The organism is Kaistella jeonii, from assembly GCF_000812865.1.
In the GTDB taxonomy this organism is placed as follows: Bacteria; Bacteroidota; Bacteroidia; order Flavobacteriales; family Weeksellaceae; genus Kaistella; species Kaistella jeonii.
On sequence record NZ_JSYL01000003.1, the window covers coordinates 154,793 to 171,904 of the forward strand.

A 17,112-nucleotide genomic window follows, 5' to 3' on the forward strand; every position below is an offset into this window, starting at 1 on the left:
TTTTAGAAACCTTTTTTTATCTTTATTATTCACACGCTTTCCAAACGGGATCATTCTGAGGAACTTCGGCGGTAATGGTCACATTTTCATTCGTTACGGGATGAAGGAATTCTAGTTTTCTGGCATGAAGATGAATTCCACCATCAGGATTTGAGCGGGCTGCACCATATTTTAAATCGCCTTTGATCGGAGCTCCAATTTTTGATAATTGTGCACGGATCTGGTGATGACGACCCGTTTCAAGATCTATTTCCAGTAGTTGAAAATTATCTAAAGTTTTAATGATCTCGTAATTAAGAATCGCTTCCTTCGCGCCTTCCGTTACTTTTGGGAAAACGGTGGTCTTGTTATTTTTTTCATTTTTCTGCAGATAATGAACCAACCTTTGAGTCTGAGGAATTTCTACTTTCGGAACAACTGCCCAATAAGTTTTTTTAATTTCACGATTTTTCACCATTTGTGTTAAACGTGAAAGTGCTTTTGAAGTTTTCGCGTAAATCACCAATCCAGAAGTTGGCCGATCGATGCGGTGAACCAAACCAAGGAAAACATTTCCGGGTTTATGATCCCTTACTTTAATGAAATTCTTTAGCAAATCAAGCAATGACAAATCACCAGTTTTGTCGCCCTGAACGAGTTGTCCGGCTTTTTTATTGATCACTAAAAGATGATTGTCTTCGAAAACGATTTGTTCCTTCATGTTTGAAATTTACGAACTGCAAATTTAAGGTAAAAAGAGGATTGTTTTTGATAAAGAATATTTAAAACTGGGAAAGCGTTATATTTAAATTTTATATATCTTTCTTTCATGAAAAATATTGTTTTTCTTGTTTTATTTATTCTTTTACCTACATCAATTCCTGCTCAGAGAGAAAAATCACTTGAGCAGTGCAATGCACTTGTAAAAAAAGGGATTGATGAATTATACAAAAATAACTTCACAGCTTCTTTGGAAATATTTGCCAAAGCTCAGAAAATTGCGGAGCAAAACCAATTTTACAAGCAACAATTTATCACTGTGAATTGCACTGGTCTCAATTACTATCAAATGTCTGATTACAGCGTGGCATTAGATTATTACCTGAAAGCTTATTCTATTGCCGTAAAAAATTTAAAAGATGATGAAGAAATGACAGTGCTTAATAATATTGCACTGGTTTATTTACAACAGGGAAAATTTAAAGATTCGGAAAAACATCAAAAAAAAGCTTATGATCTTGCATATTCTAATAATAAATTTACCGTGGTAGCAATGTATGCCTGCAATCTTGCAGATCTTTATAACATGACAGGTGAATTTGAAAAAGCACTGTCCTATATAAAGATCGCCCGCGAATTCCTCCTTAAAAAACCTAATGCACGATACGATATTGATGTTGATCTGGTGGAAGCAAAAAACGACATTGAAAGAAATAAGGCCGACGAGGCTCAAAAAATTTTAATAGCTGTTTTAGAAAAAGCGAATAAAGAGGAATTTAATGAGCAAAGAGTCTCCGCATTGGTAATGCTTTCTACGATTTCTGTTTTAAAAGGAAATTCGACTAAAGCACTGGATTACGTGAGACTTGCGAAAGCTGAAAATGTGAGTTTTGGTACTTTAAAAGATATTTATAATCAGTTTTCAAAGGTTTATTTTAGTTTGGGCAACGCGCAAGATGCATTAAAATATAAAGATTCTATCATAATTGTTAAAGATTCCTTGAGTGCAATGAGAAATCAAGCCATGTATCACAATAGCGAAATTAAATTAAAGTTACAGGATTCTGAAAAAAAATTAAAAAATGAGCAAAAACTAAAACAATATGTAATTGCCTTTAGTATAACTCTTTTCGTTTTACTAAGTTCCTTATTCATCACTCTTTTCTACCGACATAAGCAAAAAAAGACTATCGCCGAAAGAAATGTAAAAATTGCCATTTTGGAATTGAAAAACATGGAGAAAGATAAACTTTTGATCGAAAAGCAAAGTCAGGAAAAAGAAACAACTGCTCTTCTCGAAAAGGAAAAAATTAAAAATGATCTGGAAAGCAGAAACAGAAAATTAGCGGTAAACGCTATTGAACTGGCACAAAGAAATGATAAAGTAGAACAATTTATTTTGAAGTTAAAAAATACCCCAGAAATTATTACAAATCCGTCTCTTTCCAGAAAACTTGATCAACTGATACTGGTTTTTAACAGAGAGGATAAAAAGAATGATTTTTTAAGTCATTTCGAAGAGGTCAATAACAAATTTGTTACAAATTTAAAAAATGCTCATCCTCTTCTCACTTCAAATGATCTGCGGTTTATCAGTTATATTTACATGAATTTAACGGTGAAAGAAATATCATCTATTTTTAACATTACTATTGAAGCGTGTCGAAAGCGAAAAGAGAGGATCGCAGTTAAACTAGATTTGGAAAGTTCTGCAGATTTATATGACTATTTATCCAGTATATAATTATCATGTCACATTTTTTCCCGCCTAAGTCGCATTATTTCTGATTCTTTTTTTCATTCAGGATCGATTATAAAAATAGATTTGTTCTCAACAAACAAATAAATTTTATCACAATGAAAAAAACAGTATTTTCTTTATTTTTAACGGGTTCTTTATTACTTGGCATGCACACCGTAGATGCGCAAGTATATAAAATTGGAGAAGGCGTTTATTTTCCGGGTGGTGTGTCTAATAATTCGGTCGTTTCTATAATGCAGGGGAAAGATATGTATAAATGGGATACAACCAGCGGCTTAGTCAATATTGGGACATTAGCAGTTGGGACTTCGCTTTCGGGTAATATATGCATCACTAATGATGGTTCAAAGATTGCCGGCAGCTTTACAAATCCGGTAAACAGTTTAAATGAAATGTCAATTTATGATGTTGGCAGCCAAACCTGGCAAAATTTAGGCAGCATTGCAGCAACTGGTTCTGGTACTGATCTGAGTTCAAGTTGGGGGATGTCTGGAGACGGGAGTATCATCGTTGGTCTCGGCTGGATCAATGCAGGTAAGGCGCATGCAGTGAAATGGGATGCTGCTAACGGAATGGTTGATTTGGGAGCAGTATTAGCGACCAGAAGTTCACGTGCAAATGCGATAAGCAATAATAAAGAGATTATTGTAGGATGGCAAGATCAGGCCGATGGATTCAGATCGGGAGTAAAATGGGTAAATGGTATTGTACAATATATTAAAGATAACGACAATAATCTGGTTGGTGAAGCAGTAGGAGTTTCGGACGACGGAAAAATAATTGCTGGTGGGAATCAAGGTTTGCCATATGTGTGGAATGAAACCACAGGATTTCAAAAGATTACCCATCCCAATGCAAGTCCATTCTTTAAAGGAGCAGCAACTGGAATTTCTGGAGATGGAAAAACAGTGGTTGGATATTTCAGACCTAACGGTCCTCCATTTGGTGGTGAAGGTTATATCTGGACAGAAGCGACGGGAAGAATAAACCTTAATGATTATGTTACTTCATTAGGATTAAGTACTGAGGGATTAACTTTTAGTTTGCCTCTTGCTATTTCGCAGGATGGGAAAAAAATAGTTGGTACTGGCGTAAAGACCGGTACATTTCAAGCTGTTGCCTTTTTGATTGATCTTACTTCAACTCTTGCAACTCAAAATTGGAGTAAAACTCAAATTACGATCGCACCAAATCCAGTAAAAGAATCCTTGACGATATTTGGTGGAAAAATTGACAGTGTAGAAATATACAGCTTAACTGGGCAGAAAATGAAGGATTTGAAAATTGTAAATGGAAAAGCTGATGTTTCTTATTTATCCAAAGGAGTCTACATTTTAAAGGTAGTTGCTGAAGGTAAAAAACAAAATATCAAGTTTATTAAAGAATAATTATCGTTTGTGTTTTTATATGAAAAGGGATGTCTCATTATTGGGATGTCCTTTTTCTCTACTATCACTTGCAAGAATAAAATTCGGTCATTGATTATGAAATGTTCTTTCTCTGATATTATTCGATAAATAGAAGTTCTGCTCCGAAGGAAATATTAGTTTTTACTGTGAAAATTGTAAAAAAACTCTTTTACATTACATCGAATGTATGTAAAACAGAAATTTAGGGGTCGATTTCTTTTCGATGATCATTTCTCACAATCACTTTCTTTGGGGTTTCATTTTAATATACATTAAATGAATTTAAATGCTATTTTTTGATTGCAAACAGCTATTTTAAAATAAAAGCTGAGTTTAAAAATCAAAAAATACCTCTTGGATATAATATATATAAAATTGATTTTCAGTTTGTTATAGAAATGTCACGTTTTTTCCTGTTAAAGTCTTGCTTTTTCTGATAGATTTTTATTTCCGAGAAAATTATTGAAATAAATTTGTACGCAACAAACAATATAATTTACATCATGAAAAAAACATTACTTACTTTAATTTTTCTATTGTTTCTGCAATTTGCTTTTGGACAGGTGAGCTTCGTAGGAAATCCAACCTATGGGCAACTTCGAAATTTTGTCTATGATCAAAATGTACCCAATAGGGTGTATGCAACCACATATATCGATAAAAATATAATGGTTTCAAATGATAATGGGGTAACCTGGAGCGTGTTTTATACTTTACCTTATCCCGCCTATTCACCTTCCATCAGCAAAATGCATCTTACAAAAAATAATACCGCATTAAGTTTTATACAGTACTTTGGAATTGGTAGTCCTGCTAATAAAGTTGTGGTACTTGATCTGCAATCCCGAACCACATTGAAAGAATATAGTGTACCACCGAATTTAAATATTTCAGGTATCGCGAATTACAATATAAAAGATGACGGAACATTTAATGTAGCAACAATGTTTGCTAACGGTGATAGTGATCAATTTTTCTACACAACGAATGGCGGCGCAACATGGACTAAAGTTTATGATGGTGCAAACGATGCAAATGTTAAAATTAATGATGCAGTGATGGATCCTACAAATGACCAGAAATTATTTGTTGTAAGAAACGGTGGTCCAGGAAATATTGATGGAGGTTTATTGATCAGTAATGATCGCGGTGCAACCTGGACCGAAAAACTGAATGGGCTTATTCTTCAGTCTATTGCAATTAATCCTCAGAACTCTGACATTATTTATGTAGGTACTGGTGTAAGATTTATCAATCCAGAGCAGCATCAAGCAGTGTATAAATCTATAGATGGCGGAGTAACCTGGGCAGAAGTAACAGGAATTACCTGGTCAACAGGTCAAGGAGCATTATTAAACGTTCCCAATATTGAAATTAATCCGAATAATCCGAATCATATTATCGTTTTAGGCGATGAAAGGGTTGCAGTCTCGGTTAATGCTGGAGCAACCTGGACCACGACGATGGCAAATGGTTCTGTAGATGGCGACAGTTATTTTTATGGATTTAATGCTGCGTTCAATCCATTTGACAGCAATCAGGTTTTTCTTGGTAACAACAGTTTTCCGAAGTTTTCTAGTGATAAAGGAGTAACACTGGTATCGGTCGCAAATCCTTATTTTAATGCACAGGGGAAAGTAACGGTCATTAATGACGGCGGTACAGATCAACTTTTATATGGTGTTCAATACGGCTACTCCAAAAAAAACTTATCAGATAATACGGACACGCCGATCTCCGTTTTGCCACGCAATGAAACTCCGGGCAATGTTCAGATTCCGATCACTTACTTTGACAAAAATCTTCCGGGTAGAACTTATTTTCAAGCTTCAGGATTCGGTGGTGGAAATATCAATGTCAGCAATGACTACGGTGCAACCTCATTTTCCATTTACAGTACTTTTGACATTGGCTTTACCGTGGCAGAAACCGACCCCTCCAATAGTAACATTGTTTGGTTCTCTACTACAAATGGAGAAACGGCAACTTTATTTAGGTCAAATTTCGCAGATCCAGACAACCCGATCAATGACGAAATTTCGCTGCCTACTGGTTCCGGGTCTCTTGTTTCGGGTTTAAAAATAAATCCTGATAACTCAAATGAGATTTTGTTAGCAGTAGAAAATAGACTATTTAAAACTATAAATGGCGGAACAAGCTGGTCAGAAATTACTGCAGGTCTGCAAGATTTAGCAGGAAACAATTATATTTTTGACATGGTCCGAAATCCATTGAACGTTAATCAATATGCTTTAAGTACCAATTTGGGGATTTTTTCTTCTCAAGATGCGGGTAATACATGGACTAAAATTTATAGTGGATTTATCACTAAAGTAGATTTTTCTACAAAACAAAATGGACAGATCGTAGCATTTACCAATACTTATTTTGATGCGCCACCGCAAGTAATTTATTCCAGTAACGGAGGAACAACCTGGAACCAAAAAACGACATCTGATTATTTTAACAGCATTATAATAGATGGTACTGCTAGATTTATAAATGACACAACCGCAGAGGTATATTTAGCCACCTATTCTTTGGGTATCATAAAAGATGTTTTGAATTTTACGACATTAGGAACAGAATCGAACAACGTTAAAAACGATATATTTATTTATCCAAATCCTGTTCAGGACGTACTAAACTTTAAGTTTAAAACCGATAAAACTCAATTCAAAGTTTCTGTTTATTCTGTTGCTGGACAATTGGTTGCAAGTGATCAGAATAAGACAAGCATCAATCTTTCCAAATTGACGCCGGGAGTTTATATGGTGAAGATTGATTCGGAAAATGAATCATCAATCATCAAAAAAATAATTAAAAAGTAAAAAATAGATCTTAAATCAGATGATCGTTTCAGCGAGACGGTTATTTTGATTTTATGGTTTTTACAAAAAAATAAGAATATCGCATGTTTTCGTATATAATATTAGTATTTTCATTATTTTTGTTAAAATAAAACAAAGATTATTCAATTTTTGTTTTGTTAAAAAAATTGGATTAAATAAACAGAATTGAAATTAAATTGCCTAACCAATAATTTTTAAATATTATGCTTCATAAATCACTTTTTCTAAAAACGTTATTTCTACTTTCATTTTTAAGTTTTAGTAATGTAATCGCGCAACGACCTTCCACGCAACCTGTGAGGAACACATTTACCGGAAATTACAGCAGTGAAGGCGACATCAACCAGAAAGGAATTCTAACTTTTGAATTAACCAATACGGGTAAAAAAATTGAAGGGGTAGCCACTTACAAGACATTCGATGGACAAATTAGTACCGGCGTACTTTCTGTAAATGGATATACAGCTCTGGGCAAAGCTTTCATCAGGTTTAGAGATCAGCGAGGAAATATAGTAGCAGACGGTGTTTTAAGTTTTAATTCTAACCAAATGATGATCTTTAAACAAACCACAAGATCTTCGCGTGTGCCTAAAACCAGTGTTCTAAAAAAATCTTTCGGAGACAATTCCCCGCAGCCACCAACTGCCCCGAAAAAATTCAGTGGTAAATATTCAACCACAGGTGATGCAAACGGTTCAAATTTTACAATTGAAATGACTGAAAATTTAGGTAAAATTTCAGGAACTGCTAATTATAATGCGGGATACGGTCAGAATAATTCCGGCGTGTTATCCGTCCTGGGAAATGTAGAAGGAACTAGAGCGTATGTGAAGTTTTTGGATCAAAGAGGAAATATGGTTGCGGAAGGATCTCTTTTCTTCAATTCTTCTAATGAAATTAGCTTTACGCAAAATTCAAATTCGGTTTTATTACCAATGACGGCGAAATTAAACAAGCGGCAATATTAATATTTTTTTAAAGATTGTATTCGTTTAAATTTTTGATGTTTCCTATGAGCAAATCTGTCAGTGCAAAAAAAATCTTTGAAATCACTGGATTTTTTCTGGGATGGATAAGTGTTGGTTCGCAATTTATATTGATGATACAAAACAGGCAGGCTGATATTTCCGAAACCATTATTCGTTTTTTTAGTTTTTTCACCATCCTTACAAATATTTTAGTTGCATTGTTTTTCACTGCAAAGATTGATAATTTAAAAGGATTTTTCTTTAATTTATTTCGCTCTAAAGGTTCGCTAACTGCCGTTACTACATTCATACTCATCGTTGGTTTGGTATATCAGTTTATCTTAAGAAAAACATGGCATCCAACAGGACTTCAAATGATCGTGGATGAATTATTACATACTCTTATTCCTCTTTTTATGTTGGGATACTGGTTGCTGAACGTTCAAAAAGAAAATCTGCAAATGAAATCCATTTTTAAATGGCTATTATATCCCGTTGTTTATCTAATTTTGGTAATGACAAGAGGCTATTTTTCCCATTATTATCCGTATCCATTTATAAACAGAGATCAAATTGGAGTCGAGAAAGTTTTAGTTAACAGTTTATTTATTTTAATTTTTACAATTTTTGTATTCTTAATTCTTAAATTTATAGGCAACTATATTATTAACCTTAAAACCAAAAAATTATGAAAAAGTTTAGTCTTTTACTTGTAGCTGCAGTAACATTTGTACTTGTTTCCTGCATGTCGTCCATTAAGCCCGTGAAAAACCAACTGGCTACTACTCCGTGGGAACTGGAGTATATCACAGGACCAAGAATTGCTTTTGAAGGATTATATCCGGATAAAAAACCGATAATCACCTTTAATCCAGCGGCGATGAATGTTTCTGGAAACAGTGGTTGTAACGGATATTCTGCAGATTATAAAATGGCGGGAAATTCCATTTCTTTTGGCGAACCGGGAATGTCGACTATGATGTTTTGCGGCGAAGGAGAACAGGTTTTCCGAAATACGATGAAAAAAATCAATAAGTACAGTATTGACGCCAATGGAAAGTTAAATTTAATGATGAATGGTGTTCCCATGATGAGGTTTAAAAGAGCAATCGCCCGATGAAAATATTAACTAGTTTCAGCTTCTTCATTGTAATGGTTTCCAGTATTTCTTGTAGTGTCATTACAAAAAGTCCTGCTGAAAATGTAGGAATATCTGAATCAAATTCTTCTGAAACTTCCGCAAATACTTCTCAAAATATTTACTTTAAAGGATCAGGAAATGAACCTTTCTGGAATGTGGAAATCTCTGAAGGACAGATTAAATTGAAAACAATTACTGAGTCTATTGTAGCTCCTTCTGTAGAAGCAATTATTGCGGCAGATCATAATGTGAAACTATATAGGACACAGACTGCAAATAATGATATTATCAATATCCAGATCGTTCAGAATAAATGTACCAATGCAATGTCTGGGGAAGTTTCTTCGTATTCAGTATCTGTAGAATATCAAAAATATGGCGATAGTAAAATGAGTAAACTTGAAGGTTGTGGCAATTATATTACAGATTATCGGTTAAACGATATTTGGGTTTTAGAAACACTTGATGGAAATAAAGTGGAATTAAAGAACTTCCAAAACAAGTTGCCTTCTATGGAAATAAATTCAGCAACTAATTCATTTTCTGGATTTTCCGGTTGCAACAGAATGAATGGGCAACTTTTTTTTGAAAAAGGTTTACTGCGATTTACAGATATTACAACTACAAAAATGATGTGCGACCCGAATAACCAAGAAAATGCTTTTCTAAAAGCCATGAAAAGTACAACAACTTACAAAATAGAAAATAACCGACTTTGGCTTTCTAATCCTTCAGGATTAATGTTAATATTTAAAAAAATAGATTAATAAAAAACAATTTAAAAAACAATAATTATGAAAAAATTAATGATCTTATCACTGTTTGTGCTTACTATGATCGCATGTAAGAATGATAAAAAAACAGAAGTTGCAACACAAACTGCAACAGAAAACCCCGTAAGAGCCGAAACTTCGACTGCAGTTTTGGAGCTAGGTTGTTATGAATACAACAAAGACGGAAATAATGTGAAAATGGAAATTACCAAAGTTGCCGATGAGGTAACGGGAAATTTGAATACGGCATACTCCGGAAAAGATTCTAACAAAGGGACTTTCGTAGGGAAACTAAATGGGGACAAACTTATAGGGACCTACACTTTTAATTCTGAAGGAAAATCAAGTTCCAGAGAAATTGCTTATCAATTAAAAGATGATCAACTGATCGAAGGTTACGGAGATTTAGACGACACCGGAACCAAATTTAAAGATGTAAATACGATTAAATATACTTCTACAACACCTTTGGTAAAAGTAGATTGTGCAAAATGAGCAGCAGATTGTTTGTTTAAAAATGGACAAAGTTTTTCCAATTTAAAACAAACATGTTTAGAACTATCTACTCTAAACATTAAATTGAATCCTTTAAAAGATGGTGCATTAACTAAAGGAAATGTTTCTTATGTCTTATTTGACGATAAAAGAAATGAAGCAGAAATCTTTTTGCCTTTTCAAGACAAAGGGATAGTTTTAAAAAAGACCGCCGAGGGAAATTGGAGCAACGGAGAATATAAATTAATCGCCTGGAAAGGATATGTTCTTCAAAAATCCGGCAAAGCAATTTTTGGAGGATGAAGTTGATGCCAATGGTCATCAATAATAACGGTTTTTTATTTCTGTTGGCGAGCATCATATGCAAAACTTAATACTGTCATAAACTAAATTTGAAGGCTAAAAACCTCGATAAAAAATTCATTTCACTTTTAGAAATGCTACATTAGGTGCTAGCTTTTTTACGTTTACTCGATGAAAAAAGATATGCGTATACATTAAAGTCTTTATGATTAAAGTTAAAATTGCCTACTTTTTTAATCCCCATTTTTTCGTGAGCTCTTAACGAAGCTTTATTGTCATTTTGAATGAAGAGAATTCCTTCCCGATTTGGTTCTTGAAGCAAAAGTTCTTGAAACATAAGTTGCGCTAAACCTTTACCCCGTTGTGTTTTACTGACACAAACGGGACCATAAATGTATGAATCCATATTCCCTGCGTACGATGTTAACATAGCATCAACAATGGGAACATTCCTTTTTTTATGAACCGCTTGCGATGTTGCCAAAAGAAAACCTACAATTTCATCATTTACAAGAGCGACAATTTGAGGCATATCTGTCATCATTTCTTCAATTTCATTTACATCCAATTCTCCTGACAATGTTCCTCCTTGTGATTTTTGATTTTCAGCTTGAAGTTTAGCGATTCCTTTTAAATCATTTGAGTTTGCTATTTTTATGATAATATTTTCGGTTGTAACCATAATTTATTAAGTTAACAGAAATATCTTTTTTAGGTTTTCATTTTACAATGTTTAGATGATTAAATCTCTAATGGTGCGGCAAGGTTTAGTATTAGTTAGGTATTTCAGTTGGAGGGCACTTTTTATAAAAGGTATTGGTAAATAATCAAAATGAGATATTAGCAAAAATCTTTAAGATAGGAACTGACGTAGAAGGTGAAAATCTGCTACTTTATTTATGCGTTAATTTTCACTAAAAATTTTCCATGTAATTCTAAGTCTTATTAATAGGATTTCAGTTAAAAATTTAAATATTTTTTCAAGAATGATCTTTGCGAATCAAAAGCAATTTCTTTTAAATTAATCGCATCTTTTTTAAGCCAAACTGTTTCAGAAATCTCCGAAATTTCTATTTCTACCCCAAACTTTTCTTCAACTTCGTACTCATAAAAGAGATCAATCGTGTTGTAAAGAATATTTTTGTATTCGTAAGTATTCGGTAAACTGGCAAGATACTTTAATCGAGAAATGTCAACTTTCATTTTCATCTCCTCAAAAAGCTCGCGAACACAGGTTTCTTCTGCACTTTCTTTAGGATCAACAAATCCTCCCGCTAAATCTAATTTACCTTTTTTCGGTTCCTCATTTCTTTTGGTAAAAAGAATTTCATCTTTAAATTTAATTAAAACCGCCACTGCTCCTGCAACATTATGAAACAAAACATAATTGCAATTGGAACAGCTCCATTTTTTTTCGCCATCCCAGATTAAGGTTTCATGTCCACATTTTGGGCAGAATTTTAAATCGCTCATTCTACTTTATTCCTTGGATGATAGTTTAAGATCACATCGCGCAATTCTTCGTTTTTCAAATGCGTATAAATTTCGGTTGTCGTAATGCTGGAATGCCCCAACATTTCCTGAATATACCGTAGATCTGCACCATTCTGTAAAAGATGCGTGGCAAAAGAATGTCTGAAAGTGTGTGGAGAAATTTTCTTGTTGATACCCGCTTTTTCCGTCAATTCTTTGATAATAATAAAGACGATAACGCGGGACATCGCAGAACCACGGCTGTTTAAAAATAGTATATCCTCACATCTTTTGTTGATTTTGTACTTTGATCTGATCTCTCGAATATAATCTTTGATCAATGTTGAGGTGAAAGTGGCCATCGGAACGAACCGAGATTTGTCACCTTTTCCTTCAACCTTTAAATAAGATTCTTTAAAATTAATGTTAGAAATCTTTAGATCGATCAATTCGGAGACGCGCAAACCGCAACCGTACAGAACTTCTATCATACAATGATTTCTGCGTCCCAGATCGGTATCCGTATTAATTACCTTAATGATGCGGTTAACATCCTCAAAACTTAAGGTATCGGGAAGGTACAGTCCAAGTTTTGGTCCCTCCAGAAGAGTTGTCGGATTATCGGCGCGAACTTCGTCTTCTACCAAATATTTAAAAAAAGATTTAATGGAAGAAATCCATCTTGCCTGTGATCGCTCACTGAATTTTTTCTTTGAAAGCTGAAAAAGATATTCCTGAATATTTTCGTACGTTATTTCAAACGGTCCGGTATTTTCAAGTTCAAATTCGGCATAGTCTCTCAGTTTTCTGATGTCTCTTAAATAGGCATCCAGTGTGTTGTCGGAAAAATTTCTTTCAAATTTTAAGAAATTTTCAAAGTCGCTAATTTTTTCATTCCAAGTCATCATTGTGTGTGTTTGTGTTGTGTTTGTGTGTGTTATTTTAAGTCATCATGTGGTACTTGTAAAATTTCAATTCCGTGATTTTTTAGAAATTCAATTCCTTCGCTGTCCGAATAATGATCTACATAAACTAATTTCTTAATTCCCGCCTGTAAAATAAGTTTGCTGCATTCTTTACATGGCGACAAAGTGAGATATAATGTCGCATCTTTGGCCGATTGTGTAGATCCGGCTAATTTCAAAATAGCGTTGGCTTCTGCGTGTAAGACAAACCACTGGGTTTTTCCGGCGTCATCTTCGCAGCAATTTTCGAATCCTGAAGGGGTGCCGTTGTAACCATCGGAAATGATCATGCGGTCTTTTACGATTAAGGCACCAACTTTTTTTCTTTTGCAATACGATAAGTTCGACCATTCTATGGCCATTTTCAAATACGCTTTATCAAATTTAGTTGGTTCCAAAAATATTTTTTTTATGAGTCTATAATTAAATCTAAATAATTCTATACTTAGAAAGAGGGTTTTCTTTTTTCTAAAAACGCCTGAACGCCTTCTTTTTTATCATCCATTTCAAACAATTCGCCAAAAGCTTTCATCTCGGTTTCGAAACCGGTTTCTTTGTCCGATTGGTTTACAGCGATAATTGCTTTTGAAATTCCCATGGGTGAGTTTCTGGAAATTGTCGTGGCCAATTCTTTTGTTTTTGGCAAAAGTTCTTCTAAACTAAAAACCTCATTGACCAAACCAATTTCTTTCGCTCTTTGTGCTGAAATCATTTTTGCTGAGAAAATCATTTCGTTTGCTAAACCTTTTCCAACCAATTTTGGTAATCTTTGAGTTCCGCCGTAACCAGGAATTAATCCTAAGGTAACTTCCGGAAGACCCAATTTTGCGTTTTCAGAAGCATACCGAATATGGCATGCCATTGCTAATTCTAAACCGCCACCAAGAGAAAATCCGTTTACCGCAGCGATTACTGGTTTACTAAGATTCTCTATTTTATCAAATAAAATCTTTTGTCCGTTTCTGGATAATTCTTCTGCAGCTTTGGCTCCAAAATCTGAGAATTCTTTGATATCAGCTCCTGCAACAAAAGATTTCTCGCCACTTCCAGTTAAGATAATGACTCTGATTTCTTTATTTTGATCTAATTCTCCGAAAGCGGTGCTTAATTCCTGAATTGTTTTAGAATTTAAGGCGTTCAAACTTTCAGGCCGATTAATCGTAATGACAGCCGTTTTATCTTCAATCTCGAGAATGATATTATCGTAATTCATTTATGTTGTAGAATTGTTATTAATAAGGTGCAAATTAAGAAATTTTTCTAAAGAAAAGGGCGTGTTAACACCCTAAATAATAATTTTGACATTTTTTAATCATTGCTTTTGGAATGGGTGATCATATCAGCATCAATATTTACCTGTAATCCTAAGGCGATCTTCATTCCCAAATCTATATTTGCACGAAAGAAATGACAAAGTTGGCGGTTGATAATTTCATCTTTTTTCGGACCTGAAATATCATTCATGGAGTCGATAATATTTTTCACCAAATGCTCGCGAGCTTCTTTGGTCATCGCTTTGGTATAAAGTAAACCCGGTTGGGTATAATGATCATCATCATTTTCATTGCGGTTAAAATGAGCGACACTTGTGCTGTCTAAATCGTATTCTAAATTTTTGTAGTCAGAATCAGGTTCTATTCCATCAAAACTATTGGGATAATAATTAGGCGCATCTTTATAATTTGATGAATCTGCCATTGTGCCATCTCTTTGATAACTATTAAAACCGAAAGGACAGCGATTTACCTCCAACAGATGTGAATTGGCTCCAACTCTATATCGGTGTGCATCTGGATACGAAAATAGTCTTCCCTGTAACATTTTATCAGGAGAAAAACTGATACCCGAAACTAAATTGCTGGGTGAAAATGTAGATTGTTCTACGTGTGCGAAGAAATTGTTCGGAATTTCGTTCAGTTCCATTTCTCCTACTTCAATTAAAGGAAATTCGTCATGAAACCAAACTTTTGTCACATCAAAAGGATTCCATCGGAATTCCTGTGCCTGTTCTTCGGTCATTACTTGAATAAAAAGCGTCCATTTGGGAAAATCTCCGTTTTCTATGGCATCGACCAAATCTTCTTGTGCGAAGTCGGGATTTTCACCTTTCATTTGTTGCGCATCTTCCGTTGTAAAATTTTTGATTCCCTGCTGTGATTTAAAATGAAATTTAACCCAAACTCTTTCGTTTGCATCATTTATCATAGAGAAAGTATGAGAACCAAATCCGTGCATGTGTCGGTGACCGTAAGGTGTTCCGCGATCAGACATCAAAATTAAAACCTGATGAAGCGATTCTGGATTGAAACTCCAAAAATCCCACTTCATGGTTGCGCTTTTCAGATTTGTTTTTGGAACTCTTTTTTGAGTATGTATAAAATCTGGAAATTTCTTGGCGTCTTTAATAAAGAAAACGGGTGTATTATTTCCGACCAAATCCCAGTTTCCGTCTTCGGTATAAAACTTTAAAGCAAATCCTCGAGGATCTCTTTCTGTATCTGCACTACCTTTTTCTCCGCCTACTGTAGAAAATCTTGCAAACATTCTGCACTCATTACCAACTTTCGAAAACAATTTTGCTTTCGTATAATTTGAAATATCATGAGTCACCGTAAATTTCCCATAAGCGCCACTGCCTTTTGCGTGAACGATTCTTTCCGGGATTCTCTCTCTCACAAAATGTGCTAAATTTTCCTGTAAAATAAAATCCTGTAACAAAACGGGACCTCTTGGACCAACAGTTTGAGAATCCTGATGTTCAAAATAAGGTGCTCCGGAACCGGAAGTGAGTTTCTTAGTAGCCATTGATGTATATTTCAAAGACAAATTTAAGAATTTCGATTCTGAAATCGCTGTATTTATTTAATAAATCAGGATAACGTCGTATATTTGTAATAGATAAAATTAATTATATGAACATTCAGCAACTAGAGTATCTTATCGCGGTTGATAAATATAAACATTTTGGTAAGGCAGCTCAAGCGTGTTTTATTACGCAACCAACTTTGAGCGCGATGATACAAAAATTTGAGGATGAGCTCGATGTGAAAATTTTTGATCGAACTACACATCCGATTCGTACGACTGATGTTGGTATTCAAATTATTACGGAAGCGAAAAGAGTTATAGATTCTGTAAATGAACTTCGCAATAAAGCGAGTCTGCTGAACAATGTTTTGGCAGGGAAAGTTAATTTAGGAATTATTCCAACCGTTTCCAGTTTTATTTTGCCTTCCGAAATTTTCGATTTCCTACGCAAAAATCCTAAGATTGAGTTCAACGTAAAGGAAATGACGACCGAAAACATTATAAAAGCTCTGAAAGCGGGTGAATTAGATGCGGGAATTATTTCTACTCCTTATGATGCGGCGAACGAATTTTATCATGATCATCTTTTCAATGAAGAATTGATGTTGTATTCTAGTGAAACCTCTTTGAATAAGAAGGAAGATACTTTTGTGATTCCGGAAGAAATTAATGTTGATAAAGTTTGGCTTTTAGAGGAAGGGAACTGTTTGAGAACACAGTTTGAAAACATTTGCCATTTGAAAGAGAATTCTATGAAACCGAGTAATCTGGAATTTTCGGCTTCAAATATTAATACTTTAATTCAAATGGTTGATCAAGTGGGTGGAATCAGCATTCTACCTGAATTAGGCATGATTCAATTATCTGAAGAGCAGAAGAACAAAGTCGCCAGATTTAGAAAACCATTTCCTTACCGGGAAATAAGCATCATTTATTATAAGCCAACCTATAAACAGAAAATCATTGATGAATTTGTACTTTTTGTAAAACAGGCTCTTCAAGAAAAACTGAATTTTAATAAGGATCCGGAATCGTTTGCCAACGTTAAGCCTCAAATCGTTAAGTAAAATTAAAATTGGATTAAAATTTTTTAAAAACTCAGAATGGGAGTAAAGAATTAATTTACATTTGCATTCTTGATTTTTAAAAAATCATGAGAAAGTACACTGTACTTATTTTATTATTCTGTTTAAATTTATTCAATTCCCAAAAGATTTTATTTGATAACACTAAGGCTGAAATGATCGAAAATGCAGACTGGATCATTGATTCCGATGGTGGGGAACTGCACAAAAAAATCCAACTCCGGCACAAAGCAATATCACTTCTTCAACGCCTGAAACTTATTAGAAAGGTGCGTTAAGTGCATGGGGATTGATCTTGTTAAGACCAATGCAAATTCTATTTTAGAAACGTTTCCTACAACTGGGAAAATCACTTATGGTGATGGAACCAATGCTCAGG

17 protein-coding genes are annotated in these 17,112 nt (G+C 34.3%); 10 read left to right on the forward strand and 7 right to left on the reverse strand.

Annotated elements, in window-relative coordinates; translation table 11 throughout:
- Positions 1 to 25 precede the first annotated feature (25 nt).
- Entirely contained in the window at positions 26 to 700 is a 675-nt protein-coding gene (locus tag OA86_RS07195) for an RluA family pseudouridine synthase (RefSeq protein WP_039351039.1), read from the reverse strand.
- Between the two features lie 108 nt (positions 701 to 808).
- Here OA86_RS07195 and OA86_RS07200 point away from each other — a divergent pair, with 108 nt between their 5' ends.
- The 9 genes from OA86_RS07200 to OA86_RS07240 all read left to right on the forward strand — a co-directional run bounded on the left by OA86_RS07200 (position 809) and on the right by OA86_RS07240 (position 10,402).
- Positions 809 to 2,443, forward strand: a complete 1,635-nt coding sequence (locus OA86_RS07200) for a tetratricopeptide repeat protein (protein WP_039351042.1) — start codon at positions 809 to 811, stop codon at positions 2,441 to 2,443.
- Between the two features lie 113 nt (positions 2,444 to 2,556).
- Positions 2,557 to 3,849: a T9SS type A sorting domain-containing protein gene (locus OA86_RS07205; RefSeq protein ID WP_039351046.1), complete on the forward strand. Its 1,293-nt coding sequence runs from the start codon at positions 2,557 to 2,559 to the stop codon at positions 3,847 to 3,849.
- A gap of 524 nt (positions 3,850 to 4,373) precedes the next feature.
- Positions 4,374 to 6,701 (forward strand): T9SS type A sorting domain-containing protein, encoded by a 2,328-nt coding sequence (locus OA86_RS07210; RefSeq protein ID WP_039351049.1) that lies wholly within the window; start codon positions 4,374 to 4,376, stop codon positions 6,699 to 6,701.
- Between the two features lie 224 nt (positions 6,702 to 6,925).
- On the forward strand, positions 6,926 to 7,690 hold the full coding sequence (locus tag OA86_RS07215; RefSeq protein WP_039351052.1) for a hypothetical protein: 765 nt from the start codon (positions 6,926 to 6,928) through the stop codon (positions 7,688 to 7,690).
- 44 nt (positions 7,691 to 7,734) lie between these two features.
- Positions 7,735 to 8,382: a Pr6Pr family membrane protein gene (locus tag OA86_RS07220; RefSeq protein WP_052257441.1), complete on the forward strand. Its 648-nt coding sequence runs from the start codon at positions 7,735 to 7,737 to the stop codon at positions 8,380 to 8,382.
- The gene (locus OA86_RS07225; protein ID WP_039351055.1) at positions 8,379 to 8,810 is read left to right on the forward strand and encodes an META domain-containing protein; all 432 of its coding nucleotides are present in this window, start codon (positions 8,379 to 8,381) and stop codon (positions 8,808 to 8,810) included. The genes OA86_RS07220 and OA86_RS07225 overlap by 4 nt, the downstream gene beginning before the upstream one ends.
- On the forward strand, positions 8,807 to 9,598 hold the full coding sequence (locus OA86_RS07230; RefSeq protein WP_039351058.1) for an META domain-containing protein: 792 nt from the start codon (positions 8,807 to 8,809) through the stop codon (positions 9,596 to 9,598). The genes OA86_RS07225 and OA86_RS07230 overlap by 4 nt, the downstream gene beginning before the upstream one ends.
- A gap of 27 nt (positions 9,599 to 9,625) precedes the next feature.
- Entirely contained in the window at positions 9,626 to 10,099 is a 474-nt protein-coding gene (locus OA86_RS07235; protein WP_126340476.1) for a hypothetical protein, read from the forward strand.
- A gap of 84 nt (positions 10,100 to 10,183) precedes the next feature.
- Positions 10,184 to 10,402: a hypothetical protein gene (locus tag OA86_RS07240; RefSeq protein ID WP_126340477.1), complete on the forward strand. Its 219-nt coding sequence runs from the start codon at positions 10,184 to 10,186 to the stop codon at positions 10,400 to 10,402.
- 142 nt (positions 10,403 to 10,544) lie between these two features.
- Here OA86_RS07240 and OA86_RS07245 read toward each other — a convergent pair whose 3' ends face one another.
- From OA86_RS07245 to OA86_RS07270, 6 genes are all read right to left on the reverse strand, one after another.
- Positions 10,545 to 11,084, reverse strand: a complete 540-nt coding sequence (locus OA86_RS07245) for a GNAT family N-acetyltransferase (RefSeq protein ID WP_082017299.1) — start codon at positions 11,082 to 11,084, stop codon at positions 10,545 to 10,547.
- Between the two features lie 278 nt (positions 11,085 to 11,362).
- Positions 11,363 to 11,875: an NUDIX domain-containing protein gene (locus OA86_RS07250; protein ID WP_039351066.1), complete on the reverse strand. Its 513-nt coding sequence runs from the start codon at positions 11,873 to 11,875 to the stop codon at positions 11,363 to 11,365.
- The gene (gene xerD, locus OA86_RS07255; RefSeq protein ID WP_039351283.1) at positions 11,872 to 12,780 is read right to left on the reverse strand and encodes a site-specific tyrosine recombinase XerD; all 909 of its coding nucleotides are present in this window, start codon (positions 12,778 to 12,780) and stop codon (positions 11,872 to 11,874) included. Before xerD ends, OA86_RS07250 begins: the two co-directional genes overlap by 4 nt.
- 32 nt (positions 12,781 to 12,812) lie before the next feature.
- Entirely contained in the window at positions 12,813 to 13,238 is a 426-nt protein-coding gene (locus tag OA86_RS07260) for a deoxycytidylate deaminase (protein WP_074781404.1), read from the reverse strand.
- 47 nt (positions 13,239 to 13,285) lie between these two features.
- Positions 13,286 to 14,053, reverse strand: coding sequence for an enoyl-CoA hydratase/isomerase family protein (locus OA86_RS07265; protein WP_039351071.1), 768 nt, complete (start codon positions 14,051 to 14,053; stop codon positions 13,286 to 13,288).
- A 95-nt stretch (positions 14,054 to 14,148) separates the two neighbouring features.
- On the reverse strand, positions 14,149 to 15,645 hold the full coding sequence (locus OA86_RS07270; RefSeq protein ID WP_039351074.1) for a catalase: 1,497 nt from the start codon (positions 15,643 to 15,645) through the stop codon (positions 14,149 to 14,151).
- 107 nt (positions 15,646 to 15,752) lie between these two features.
- Between OA86_RS07270 and OA86_RS07275 the strand changes: the two genes are divergently transcribed.
- Positions 15,753 to 16,715: a LysR substrate-binding domain-containing protein gene (locus OA86_RS07275; protein WP_039351077.1), complete on the forward strand. Its 963-nt coding sequence runs from the start codon at positions 15,753 to 15,755 to the stop codon at positions 16,713 to 16,715.
- Positions 16,716 to 17,112: the final 397 nt, after the last annotated feature.